Annotated in this window: 12 protein-coding genes; 5 read left to right on the top strand and 7 right to left on the bottom strand. The window is 62.1% G+C overall.

The genetic code is table 11. From position 1 onward, the window contains the following. From EN879_RS09350 to EN879_RS09335, 4 genes are all read left to right on the top strand, one after another. Nucleotides 1–990 (top strand): ATP-binding cassette domain-containing protein (locus tag EN879_RS09350; protein WP_127274020.1); only part of this gene is annotated, 990 nt, incomplete at its 5' end. A gap of 30 nt (nt 991–1020) precedes the next feature. Further along, nucleotides 1021–1491 (top strand): GNAT family N-acetyltransferase, encoded by a 471-nt coding sequence (locus EN879_RS09345; RefSeq protein WP_063167931.1) that lies wholly within the window; start codon nt 1021–1023, stop codon nt 1489–1491. Between the two features lie 26 nt (nt 1492–1517). Further along, nucleotides 1518–2339 carry a DUF72 domain-containing protein gene (locus tag EN879_RS09340; RefSeq protein ID WP_063167930.1) on the top strand — a complete coding sequence of 274 codons (822 nt, stop codon included), beginning with the start codon at nt 1518–1520 and terminating at the stop codon, nt 2337–2339. A 115-nt stretch (nt 2340–2454) separates the two neighbouring features. Beyond that, nucleotides 2455–3606, top strand: coding sequence for a GGDEF domain-containing protein (locus EN879_RS09335; RefSeq protein ID WP_013531843.1), 1152 nt, complete (start codon nt 2455–2457; stop codon nt 3604–3606). A gap of 44 nt (nt 3607–3650) precedes the next feature. On the opposite strand, the gene EN879_RS09330 is transcribed toward EN879_RS09335, so the two are convergent. From EN879_RS09330 to urtA, 6 genes are all read right to left on the bottom strand, one after another. Then, a complete protein-coding gene (locus EN879_RS09330) occupies nt 3651–3827 on the bottom strand; it encodes a hypothetical protein (RefSeq protein WP_013531844.1) in 177 nt (58 codons plus the stop codon). A 269-nt stretch (nt 3828–4096) separates the two neighbouring features. After that, the gene (urtE, locus tag EN879_RS09325) at nt 4097–4792 is read right to left on the bottom strand and encodes an urea ABC transporter ATP-binding subunit UrtE (protein WP_013531845.1); all 696 of its coding nucleotides are present in this window, start codon (nt 4790–4792) and stop codon (nt 4097–4099) included. 69 nt (nt 4793–4861) lie between these two features. Continuing rightward, nucleotides 4862–5608, bottom strand: coding sequence for an urea ABC transporter ATP-binding protein UrtD (urtD, locus tag EN879_RS09320; protein ID WP_013531846.1), 747 nt, complete (start codon nt 5606–5608; stop codon nt 4862–4864). A gap of 6 nt (nt 5609–5614) precedes the next feature. After that, a complete protein-coding gene (urtC, locus tag EN879_RS09315; protein WP_027161511.1) occupies nt 5615–6847 on the bottom strand; it encodes an urea ABC transporter permease subunit UrtC in 1233 nt (410 codons plus the stop codon). Continuing rightward, a complete protein-coding gene (gene urtB / locus EN879_RS09310) occupies nt 6844–8457 on the bottom strand; it encodes an urea ABC transporter permease subunit UrtB (RefSeq protein WP_063167929.1) in 1614 nt (537 codons plus the stop codon). Before urtB ends, urtC begins: the two co-directional genes overlap by 4 nt. Nucleotides 8458–8554: 97 nt before the next feature. Further along, the gene (gene urtA, locus EN879_RS09305; RefSeq protein WP_013531849.1) at nt 8555–9865 is read right to left on the bottom strand and encodes an urea ABC transporter substrate-binding protein; all 1311 of its coding nucleotides are present in this window, start codon (nt 9863–9865) and stop codon (nt 8555–8557) included. Between the two features lie 312 nt (nt 9866–10177). Between urtA and EN879_RS09300 the strand changes: the two genes are divergently transcribed. Then, nucleotides 10178–10591 (top strand): hypothetical protein, encoded by a 414-nt coding sequence (locus EN879_RS09300; protein WP_024503521.1) that lies wholly within the window; start codon nt 10178–10180, stop codon nt 10589–10591. A 65-nt stretch (nt 10592–10656) separates the two neighbouring features. On the opposite strand, the gene EN879_RS09295 is transcribed toward EN879_RS09300, so the two are convergent. Continuing rightward, nucleotides 10657–12228 carry a GMC family oxidoreductase gene (locus tag EN879_RS09295; RefSeq protein ID WP_063167928.1) on the bottom strand — a complete coding sequence of 524 codons (1572 nt, stop codon included), beginning with the start codon at nt 12226–12228 and terminating at the stop codon, nt 10657–10659. Nucleotides 12229–12332: the final 104 nt, after the last annotated feature.

The raw sequence follows: 12332 nt of genomic DNA, 5'->3' as shown, positions 1-12332 counted from the left end.
CTGAAGAACGTCACCGCCGAAATCCCACTCGGCACCTTCACCGCCGTCACTGGCGTGTCCGGCGGCGGCAAGTCGACCTTCCTGATCGAGACGCTGTTCAAGGCCGCTTCGAGACGCATCATGGGCTCGCGCGAACATCCGGCCGACCACGACCGCATCGAGGGCCTCGAATTCCTCGACAAGGTCATCGACATCGACCAGTCGCCGATCGGCCGCACACCGCGTTCAAACCCGGCCACCTATACCGGCGCCTTCACGCCGATCCGCGACTGGTTCGCTGGCCTGCCGGAGGCCAAGGCGCGCGGCTATCAGCCGGGACGCTTTTCGTTCAACGTCAAGGGCGGCCGCTGCGAGGCCTGCCAGGGCGACGGCGTCATCAAGATCGAGATGCACTTCCTGCCCGACGTCTACGTCACCTGCGACGTCTGTCACGGCAAGCGCTATAACAGAGAGACGCTCGATGTCCTGTTCAAGGGCAAGTCGATCGCCGACGTGCTCGACATGACGGTCGAGGAAGGCGTCGATTTCTTCGCCGCCGTGCCCGGCGTGCGCGACAAGCTCGACACGCTGAAGCAGGTCGGCCTCGGCTACATCCATATCGGCCAGCAGGCGACAACGCTGTCCGGCGGCGAGGCGCAGCGCATCAAGCTGGCCAAGGAACTGTCGCGCAAGGCGACCGGCAAGACGCTCTATATCCTGGATGAGCCGACCACTGGCCTGCATTTCCACGACGTTGCCAAACTGCTGGAAGTGCTGCACGAACTGGTAGACCAGGGCAACACGGTGGTGGTCATCGAGCACAATCTCGAAGTGATAAAAACCGCGGACTGGGTGCTCGACCTCGGCCCCGAAGGCGGCGATGGCGGCGGCGAACTGGTCGCCTCCGGCACGCCGGAAGCCATCGTGCGCGAAAAGCGCAGCTACACCGGCCAGTTCCTCAAGGAGCTTCTGGAGCGACGTCCCGGAGGCAAACGCGAAGCGGCGGAGTGATCGACCGGTTGGCGCCTGGAGAGCTTTTGAATGACAATCAGAAGAGCGCTTGCCGGTGATCTCCAAACCGTCGTCTCGCTGACGGAAGCGGCTTATGCGCCTTACATCGCACTGTTCGGCGCGCCGCCGGTCCCGGTCACCGAGGACTATGCACCGCGCATCGTGCGCGGCGAGGTCTGGTTGCTGGAAAGTGGCGGCGAGCTTGCCGGGCTGATCACGCTGGAGCGACATGACGACCACGCGATGATCTTCTCCGTCGCGGTCTCCCCCGACTTTCAAGGCAAGGGCTTCGGCATTGCGCTGCTGAAACACGCGGATGAGCAGACCCATCTCTGGGGTCTGCCAGAAGTGCGGCTCTACACCAACGCCAGGATGGAGCGGAACATTGCGCTCTATCTTGCCTATGGTTTCCACGAAACGGGTCGCCGGCCCAATCCCTACCGGCCAGGATGGGTGCTCGTCGACATGGCCAAAACCGTCGATCAGATCACCGCGGCCTGATCTTTTTCTGCATTGGGAGGATGACAATGAGCACATCGGGAACAATCCGCGCCGGCATGGGCGGCTGGACCTTCGAACCCTGGGATACGTCCTTCTATCCCGACAAGCTTCCCAAGGCCAAGCAGTTGAACTACGCCACTCGCCAGGTGCCGAGCATCGAGGTCAACGGCACTTACTATTCCAGCTTCAAGGAGCCGACCTTCGTCAAATGGGCCAGCGAGGCGCCGGACGGCTTTGTCTATTCGCTGAAGGGCAACCGCTTCGTCACCAACCGGCGCGTGCTGGGCGAGGCCGGCGAATCGATGATGCGCTTTCTTGGCTCCGGCGTGGCGGCGCTCGGCGAAAAGCTCGGGCCGATCCTGTGGCAGTTCGCACCGACCAAGAAATTCGATCCGGACGATTTCGAAGCCTTCCTGAAGCTGCTCCCGGAAAAGCAGGACGGCGTTGCGCTGCGCCATGCGCTCGAAGTCCGCAACGACAGTTTTGTCGTGCCGGAATTCGCAGCACTTGCCCGAAAATACAAGGCCGCGATCGTCTACGCCGACCATGCCAAATATCCTGATATCGCCGACATCACCGCCGATTTCGTCTACGCCCGACTGCAGACCGGCAGCGATGACAATCCCGACTGCTATACGCCGAAAGGCCTCGATGAATGGGCCGCGCGGGTAAAGACCTGGGCGCAAGGCAAGCAGCCGGCCGACCTGCGGCGCGCCGACCCCGCCACCGATGCGCCGGTCAAGCCGCGCGACGTGTTCGTTTACTTCATCACCGAGGGCAAGGTGCGCGCGCCGTTCGGCGCCATGGCACTGATGAAGCGAGTGGACCAGGGTCAACCGGTGCCCTGACGCAGCGGAATCATGGCATCTTCGCCACCGTCGTAACCTTATCGATACCTCCTTGCTGCATGAATCCAGCCAGACCAGTCGCAGATCTGGGCCGCCACGGGCAAGGACGAGGGGCATGTCGCTCGACTACACTTCACTTCTCCTGGCTGTCGGTTTTTCCGCGGCCTGCCTGAGCCTGACATTGTTCGGCATGTGGCTGACCGCTCGCTCGGAGAAATTCCTGCTGACATGGGCGATCAGCCTGGTGTTCGTGGTCGGCGATATTTTTGTCTATGACGCTTATATCGACATGCCCGGGCGCCTGCTGGGCATCGCCACGCTGGCTTTCCTCCTGCTCGGTTTCTCGACAATGCTGGGCGCGGCCTACCAGTTTAGAACCGGCGGCTCGCCAGTGCCCCGAACTGTACTTGGCAGCGCCATTTCGCTGGCCGTGACGTTGCCTCCCATGGCTCTAGGCTATGACGGGCTGGGCTTCATGTTCGAAAATGCCTTCGCCGCCTTGCTTCTGTTCGCAACGGCGGTCGAATACTGGAAGGGCCGCGACGAAGCCCCTGCCCTGACGATCGGTATCACCGCGCTCTATTCTGCCACGGCCGCATCCTTCGCTCTCTGCGCCATGGTTTTAGCCTTGGATGGAAAGCTGGTCCTTGGACATGCGCCAAGCAACTGGGCCGAGGAACTGAGCCTCATCATCGTCATCGCCAGCATGACCGGGATTGGAGCGCTTTCCCTGGCCCTGAATCAGGGACGCTTGGCCCGGCATCACCGCCACAATGCCCTGACCGACCCGCTGACCGGCCTGCTCAACCGCCGCGCCCTGTTCGACCTGCACGGCGATGCGCCGGTCGGCGCCTTCACGGCGGTGGTCGTCTTCGATCTCGACAACTTCAAGGCCATCAACGACGAATTCGGCCACGCCGCCGGTGATGAGGTGCTGAGGGTGTTTGCACGGGAACTCGCCAGCAATCGCCGCCCGGCCGACGTCGCCGCGCGCATGGGCGGCGAGGAGTTCGCGCTGGTGCTGAAGCGGACCTTGCCCGAAACGGTGGAGGCCACCGCCGAGGCCATACGGGCAGCTTTCGCCGCGCACCGCATCGAAACCGAGACAGGCTCGCTGATATGCACCGTCAGTGCCGGATTTGCTTTCGGCACCAAGGAAGGCCTCGGCTTCGACAAGGTGCTCAACGCCGCCGACAAGGCGCTCTACGACGCCAAGCGCGGAGGCCGTAACCGCGTCACCGCATCTCCGTTCAGGCGCGCAAGCTAATCGCGCAACACCGGCCTCTGATCGTGGGGAGACGAATGCGGCTCCTAGGCCGCCATGACAATCTCATTGAAGGTATCGAGATCGACATAGAAGACCTTGGTGATCTCCTCGATCAGATCGTCGTAGTCGCAGCCCTGTGATCTCAAGATATTGATGGCAGCGATGATGTCGACGCGTTCGGTAAGCCGCCGCTTCTGGTAATCCTCGACGTAACGTTCCATGGCTGTCCCTTAGCCTGTGTGCCCAAACGCGTTTGAACGACAGAGATCGCAGGAGGGAAGCTAGGCAGCCTTGCTTGCGTGAAACTTGCCCGGCATTGGCCGTGGTCCTCGATCTGCGATAACCAGACTGATACGGAAGCGGCCGACTCACAAAGCCATGGAAAAGACTAGCACGCGATATTGAGCGTGCCAGAGACGCAGGTGATCGGATGGAGAAATATTGGACTTGGCAAGAACTTCGGATCGCCAACTGAAGTTCACCGCCAATGCTAGACGGTAAGGAACTTCCGCACATCAGCCCGGTCTAAATCTTCAGCCGGGCCGGTATGGACGATCACGCCCCGGTCCATGATGTTGACCTCGTCGGCGAGCTCGCGGCAGAAATCGAGATATTGTTCGACCAAAAGCACGGCGATGCCCGCCTGGTCGCGTAGATAGCGGATGGCGCGGCCGATGTCCTTAATGATCGACGGCTGTATGCCCTCGGTCGGTTCATCGAGCACGAGCAGTTTCGGCCGCATCACCAGCGCCCGCCCGATGGCGAGCTGTTGCTGCTGGCCGCCGGAAAGATCGCCGCCGCGACGGCCGAGCATCTGCTTCAGCACAGGGAACAATTCGAAGACATGCGCCGGAATGTTGCGGTCGGCTCGCCTCAGCGGCGCAAAGCCTGATTCCAGGTTCTCCCGCACGGTGAGCAGCGGAAAGACCTCCCTGCCCTGCGGTACGAATGCGATGCCCGACCGGGCGCGGTCATACGCCGCGCTCCGGTCGAGCGCCTTCCCCTCGAAGGCAACGCTTCCGCTCGTCAGCCGGTGGTGGCCGACGATCGATCTCATCAAACTGGTCTTACCGACGCCGTTGCGGCCGAGCACGCAGGTGATCTTGCCGGCGCCCGCCTTCAGCGATACGCCGCGCAGCGCCTGGGCGGCGCCGTAGTGCAGCGTGGCATTGGAAACTTCGAGCATGTCAGCGCCGTCTCCAGAACCTGAGAAACGACAGATCGAAGTGATGGAACTGAACCCGCCAGACCATGCTCATCTCCCCAGATAGACTTCGACGACACGCTCGTCGGCCGACACGAAATCGAGTGTGCCTTCCGAGAGCACCGAGCCCTCGTGCAGGCAGGTGACCTTGACGCCGAGCTCGCGCACGAAATGCATGTCGTGCTCGACGACGATGACCGAATGGTCGCGGGCGATATCCTTGAGCAGCCGCGCGGTTTCCTCGGTCTCGGCATCGGTCATGCCGGCGACCGGCTCGTCAACCAGAAGCAGTTTCGGGTCCTGCGCCAAGAGCATGCCGATCTCCAGCCACTGCTTTTGCCCATGGCTGAGATTGGCCGCCAGTTCGTCACGCTTGTCGCCAAGCCGGATGATGCCGAGGATGTCATCAATCTGCCGCGTCTCGGCGGCCGAGCGGCGGTGAAACAGCGCCGGGAAGATCGAGCGAGGACCCTTCAGCGCCAGCATCAGGTTTTCCTCGATCGTGTGGCTTTCGAAGACGGTCGGCTTCTGAAATTTACGGCCAATGCCCATCATTGCGATCTCGGCCTCGTCGTGCTTGGTCAGATCGACTTGGCCGTCGAAGAACACTTCGCCCTCGTCGGGCCGCGTCTTGCCGGTGACGATGTCCATCATCGTCGTCTTGCCGGCGCCGTTGGGGCCGATGATGGCGCGCATCTCGCCCTTGTCGAGCACCAGCGACAGATTGTTGATGGCGCGAAAGCCGTCGAAGGAGACCGAGACGCCGTCGAGATAAAGGATCGTGTTCGACTTTGACATGGTCGCTCACTCCGCCGGCTGTGGTTCGGGGTTGCTGGCGGACCAGTCACCTGGCTTTCTTGCTTCACTGCGAACGATTTTCGCCGGCGGCGAGACATCGGCATCGGTGCCGGCTTCCTCGGCAATCGAAGCAGCTCGCAACGCCTTGGCGTTGCCGCGCCAGCTGTCCCACATGCCGATGATGCCCTTGGGCAGCAAAAGCGTGACGGCGACGAATAGTCCACCCAGTGCAAACAGCCAGAACTCCGGCAGTACGCCGGTGAACCAGGATTTTCCGGCATTGACCAGCAACGCACCGATGATCGGCCCGACAATGGTGCCGCGCCCGCCGACAGCCGCCCAGACGACGACTTCAATCGAATTGGCCGGCTCGAATTCACCCGGATTGATGATGCCGACCTGCGGCACGTAGAGCGCGCCGGCTATGCCGGCCATGACGGCCGAGACGGTGAAGGCGAACAGTTTCACGTTCTCCGCCCGCCAGCCGAGGAAGCGCGTGCGGCTCTCGGCATCGCGTACCGCCATCAAGAGCTTGCCGTATTTTGAGCCGACGATCGCCCAGGTGACGAAGACGGCAAGTGCCAGCATCACCGCGCTGGCGGCAAACAGCGCCGAGCGCGTCGCGTCGGCCTGCACGTTGAAGCCCAGAATATCCTTGAAATCGGTCAGGCCGTTGTTGCCGCCGAACCCCATGTCGTTGCGGAAAAAGGCAAGCAGCAGCGCATACGTCATCGCCTGGGTAATGATGGAGAGATAAACGCCGGTGACGCGGCTGCGGAAGGCGAACCAGCCGAAGACGAAAGCCAGCAGGCCAGGCACCGCGAGCACCATGAGGCCGGCGAACCAGAAATGGTCGAAGCCATACCAGAACCATGGCAGTTCCTTGTAGTTCAGGAACACCATGAAGTCGGGCAAGACGGGATTGCCATAGACGCCGCGCGAGCCGATCTGGCGCATCAGATACATGCCCATTGCATAGCCGCCGAGCGCGAAGAAGGCGCCGTGGCCGAGCGAAAGGATGCCGCAATAGCCCCAGACCAGGTCGAGCGCCAAGGCAAGCAGCGCATAGCAGAGATATTTGCCGGTCAGCGCGACGATGTAGGATGGGATGTAGAAGGCGCTGGTAGGAGACACCGCAAGGTTGAGCAACGGCACGATGACGGCCACCGCCAGCAGGATGGAGATCGTAATGGCGATGCGGCGGTCCGCGCCGGCGGCAAAGAAGCGTCCCGTGATCATGCTTCCACCGCCCTCCCCTTGAGCGCGAACAGGCCGCGCGGGCGTTTCTGGATGAACAGGATGATCAGCACCAGCACGACGATCTTGCCGAGCACCGCGCCCGCATAAGGCTCGAGGAACTTGTTGACGATGCCGAGCGAGAAGGCGCCGACCAGCGTGCCCCACAGATTGCCGACGCCGCCGAAGACAACGACCATGAAGCTGTCGATGATGTACCCGCGGCCGAGATTGGGCGAGACGTTGTCGATCTGGCTCAGCGCGACGCCGGCAATGCCGGCAATGCCGGAGCCGAGCGCGAAGGTCAGCGCGTCGACCCACGGCGTCCTGATGCCCATCGAGGCAGCCATGCGCCGGTTGGCGGTGACGGCGCGCATCTGCAGGCCCCAGGGCGTGCGCTTCATCACGTAGAGCAGGATGCCGAAGACAGCGAGCGCGAAAACCAGGATCCACAGGCGGTTCCAGGTGATCGCCAACTGTCCGACATTGAACGAGCCCGACATCCAGGATGGGTTGCCGACCTCCTGGTTGGTCGGCCCGAAGATTGAGCGCACGGCCTGTTGCAGGATCAGCGAGACGCCCCATGTCGCCAGCAGTGTTTCAAGCGGCCGGCCATAGAGGAAGCGGATGACGCCGCGCTCGATGATCAGGCCAACCAGAGCGGCGACGAGAAAGGCCAGCGGCAGTGCGATGACCAGCGACCAGTCGAACAGGTCAGGGAAGGATGTACGGATCACCTGCTGGACGACGAAGGTCGTGTAGGCGCCGAGCATGACCATCTCGCCATGCGCCATGTTGATGACGCCCATGACGCCGAAGGTGATGGCGAGGCCGATTGCCGCCAGCAGCAGTACCGAGCCCAGCGAGATGCCGTACCAGATGTTCTGCCCGGCATCCCAAAAGGCCAGCGTCGAATTGATGTTGGCGATCGCGGCTGTCGCCGCTTGCCTGACCGCGTCGGTGGAATTCGCCTCGACCGAGGTGAGCAGGGAAACCGCATCGCGGTCGCCGCGCGCGCCGATCAGCGCGATGGCAGTGAGCTTCTCGGCATCCGGCCGGTCGGAGACCAGAACGGAGGCCGCACGGGCCTGTTCGAGCAGAGCCTTGACGCTGGCCACGGCCTCACCGGCGATCGCCGTATCGAGGGGGGCGATATTTGCGGCGTCAGGTGTCTTGAACATGGTGTCGGCGGCGGCGATGCGGACAGCCGGATCCTTGGCGCCGAGCGTCAGAGTGCCCAACGCATCGCGGATGACGCGACGCAGCGTGTTGTTGACCTTGATCTTGGTGATGCCGTCCTTGGCCGCCTCACCCGATGCCTCCCCGCTCAACGGGTCGGAAAGCTGGACGCTCTCGCCCGCTTCCTTGCCGACAAACACCAGGGAATCGGCCTTGCGGACATAGAGGTTGCCGTCGGCAAGTGCCGCAAGCGGCCGCTCCACCGCCGGGTCGCCAGCGGCTGCCAGTTCGTGGACGACGGCTCCGATCTCGGAAAAGCCCTTGGCCGTGGCGAATTTGGCGATGATGCCGCGCAGATCGGTTTCGCCAGCGCCCGATGACGACAGTGTCGCCAGCAGGAACAACAGCATCAAACCCGTGCGGATTAAGGTCATTGGTTTCTGGTAACCCCTGAAGGTTGAAGTGGGCGTCCGGACGGCGGAGGAAGCCGTCCGGACGCGCGCGGTCTGACTGGGTCAGCCCTGGGAGGGATCAGTTCGTGCCCTTGCCGCCGCACTTGCCGGTGGCAACATTAAAGTTGCCGCAGGACAGAGGCGCGCGCCAATCCGAGATCAGGTCCTTGGAATCAGGCAGATAGTCGGACCATTCGTCGCCCATCACCAGGCCCGGCGTGCGCGACACGGTCTCGAACTGGCCGTCGGCCTGGATTTCGCCGATCAGCACCGGCTTGGTGATGTGGTGGTTCGGCATCATCGTCGAATAGCCGCCGGTCAGGTTCGGCACCGACACGCCGATCATGGCGTCGATGACCTTGTCCGGATCGGTGGTGCCGGCCTTCTCGACCGCCTTCACCCACATGTTGAAGCCGATATAATGGGCCTCCATCGGGTCGTTGGTGGTGCGCTTGTCGTTCTTGATGAACTTGTGCCAGTCGGCGATGAACTTCTTGTTCTCGGGCGTATCGATGCTCTCGAAATAGTTCCAGGCGGCGAGATGGCCGACCAGCGGCGCGGTGTCGAGACCTGCAAGCTCTTCCTCGCCGACCGAGAAGGCCATGACCGGAATGTCCTCGGCCTTGATGCCCTGGTTGCCGAGTTCCTTGTAGAACGGCACGTTGGCGTCGCCGTTGACGGTGGAGACGACGGCGGTCTTCTTGCCGGCCGAACCGAACTTCTTGATCGCCGAAACCTCGGTCTGCCAGTCGGAGAAGCCGAACGGCGTGTAATTGACCATGATGTCTTCAGCCGCCACGCCCTTGGCCTTCAGATAGGCCTCGAGGATCTTGTTGGTGGTGCGCGGATAGACGTAGTCGGTGCCTTCCAGCACCCAGCGCTTAACCGAACCGCCGTCCTCGCTCATCAGATAGTCGACCGCCGGGATCGCCTGCTGGTTCGGCGCCGCACCCGTGTAGAACACGTTGCGCTCGCTCTCCTCGCCCTCATACTGGACCGGATAGAACAGGATGTTGTCGAGTTCGGAGAACACCGGCAGCACCGATTTGCGCGACACCGAGGTCCAGCAGCCGAACACCGCCGCAACCTTGTCCTTGGAGATCAGTTCGCGCGCCTTTTCGGCAAACAGCGGCCAGTTGGAAGCCGGATCGACGACCACCGCCTCGAGCTTCTTGCCGAGCAGGCCGCCCTTGGCGTTCTGCTCGTCGATGAGCATCAGCATGGCGTCCTTCAGTGTCGTCTCCGAAATCGCCATGGTCCCCGAGAGCGAATGGAGAATGCCGACCTTGATCGTGTCGTCGGCGGCCTTGGCCGGAGCCGACATCAACAGGCCGGCGGCGACCGCACCAGCCGAAAACATTTTTGTTATTGTCGAGAAATTACCCCTCATATTACGGACTCCCAAGCTAGTTGATTGCACCGCAACACTACAATGCAACCCCCATGCCAACCGCTCCAGCGATCCCGAAAGGGTACAAATAGTTCATAGATATCAGCGCTTTGGAACATAGGGCTTCCAAAACAAAGAGAGCCGGCCAGAAATCGATTGAGGGAAATTTGCGCAGCTTACACAGTTTTTGCCTAATTTTCGCTCATTCTCCCAGACTGCCTAGATTTTGATCTGAATAGCGGCGCCTTGGGCGACCGATGTTGCGGCGCGGTGCAAAAATAGGGCAAGCTCGCTCTTCAAACGAGCGACGTCATGATTTCAGGGATTTCACGCTTTTTCATCGGCATACTGCTTCTGGCCGCAGCAACCGGAGCCGCGCGAGCCGATTTCAGCGATGGCAAGATGCCTGACGGCACCTATCATTGCGAAGTGTACCTGCTTGGCATGTTCCTCAGCCTCGGCGACATCACCATCAAGGGGAACGTCTACAGCGGCCCTGTCTACACCAGCCTCGGCGGCTTCGGCCCCGCTCAGCAAGGGTACAACTACCAAATGGATGCGAACGGCGTGATTTCCTGGCTGGGACCACTGGGCGGCTACACCGCCGGCGGCAACTCGCTGTCGCTGACCCAGGCGACGCTTGACGGCGAAACCGTGCCCTCCTTCGACATCATCATGAAGCAACCCGACGGCGCCTTCACCGCATCGACCTGCACCAAGCAATAAGGGTGGCAAGAAAAAGGCGCGGAACCTTGCGGGTTCCGCGCCAGCAGTCCGTCGGGAGGATGTGACTAGATCGTCTTTGCCGACATCTGCGCGGCGATGTAGTCGGCCTGGCGGATCGCCAGCGACACGATCGTCAGGGTCGGGTTTTCGGCGGCCCCGGTGGTGAACTGGCTGCCGTCCGACACGAACAGGTTCTTGATGTCGTGCGCCTGGCCGTGCTTGTTGACGACGCCGTCTTCCGCTTTCTCGCTCATCCGATTGGTGCCGAGATTGTGGGTCGAGGGATAGGGCGGCGTCGGGAAGGTGCGGGTGGCGCCGACCGCATCGTAAAGTGCCGTAGCCTGTTTGTAGGCGTGGTTACGCATCGCCGTGTCGTTCGGATGGTCGTCGAAATGCACGTCGGCGATCGGCATGCCGTGTGCGTCCTTCTCGTCTGCATGCAGCGTGATGCGGTTCTCCGCGCGCGGCATGTCCTCACCGACGATCCACAGGCCGGCCATGTGGTCGTAGTGATCGAGTGCGGTGGTGAACGAGCGCCCCCAGGCGCCCGGATCGAGGAATGCGGCCATGAACGGCAGGCCGAGCGACAGCGTCTCGAACTCGTAGCCGCCCACGAACCCACGCGACGGATCATGCCGCGCCTCGTCGCGGATGATGCCGGCCATGGTGGTGCCGCGATACATATGCACCGGCCTGTCGAAGATGGCATAGACCGAGCCGGTGGTGTGGCGCATGTAGTTCTTGCCGACCTGGCCCGACGAGTTGGCAAGCCCATCGGGGAATTTTCCCGACGCCGAATTGAGCAGCAGCCTTGGGCTCTCGATCGAGTTGCCGGCAACCGCGACGATGCGCGCCTTCTGCTCCTGCAGCTTGCCGTCCTTGTCGGCGTAGACGACGCCGGTCACCTTTCCGCTGGCGTCGTGGTTGATCTTGATCGCCATGGCATTCGGCCTGACTTCGAGATGGCCTGTCGCCTCGCCCTTGGGGATCTCGGTGTAGAGCGTCGACCATTTGGCGCCCCATTTACAGCCCTGGAAGCAGAAGCCGGTTTGCTGGCAGGAATTACGATCGTCGCGATCGACCGAGTTGATGGCCATGTTGCCGGTGTGGCATTCCTTGTAGCCGAGCTCGTCGGCGCCGGCCTTCAACACCTTGAAATTGTTGTTGCCCGGCAGCCGCGGCCAGTCATTGGTGCCGGTGACGCCCATCTTGGCCTCGGCCTTGGCGTAGTAGGGCTCCATCTCGGCCAGCGTGATCGGCCAATCGAGCAGGTTGGCGCCTTCCAGTTTGCCATAGGTCGAGAGCGTCTTGAACTCGTGCTCCTGGAAGCGCAGCGAGGCTCCCGCCCAATGCGTGGTCGAACCGCCGACCGACTTGACGATCCAGGCCGGCAGGTTCGGAAAATCCTTTGCCACGCGCCAGTCGCCGGACGTGGTGCGCTTGTCGGTCCAGGCGAGCTGGGCGAACGAACCCCACTCGTCATTGACGAAATCCTCGTATTCGTGGCGCGCGCCGGCTTCCAGGATGACGACGTCGACACCCTTCTGGGCAAGTTCGTTGCCGAGCGTGCCGCCGCCGGCGCCCGAACCGATGATGACGACCACGCCGTCGTTGTTCAGATCAAATGAAGCTGCCATGGTTTCCTCCCATGATTTCTGTTTGCGGGTTCAGGAACGACGGAGCTCAGAGCCACTCGATGTCGTCGAAACCGCGCGCGATGTAGCCGCCCTTGGAATAGGAC

The organism is Mesorhizobium sp. M7A.F.Ca.AU.002.02.1.1 (genome assembly GCF_003998535.1).
Taxonomy (GTDB): domain Bacteria; phylum Pseudomonadota; class Alphaproteobacteria; order Rhizobiales; family Rhizobiaceae; genus Mesorhizobium; species Mesorhizobium ciceri.
The sequence above is the reverse complement of the archived record's forward strand: the minus strand, read 5'-3'. Positions and strand labels throughout refer to the sequence as shown.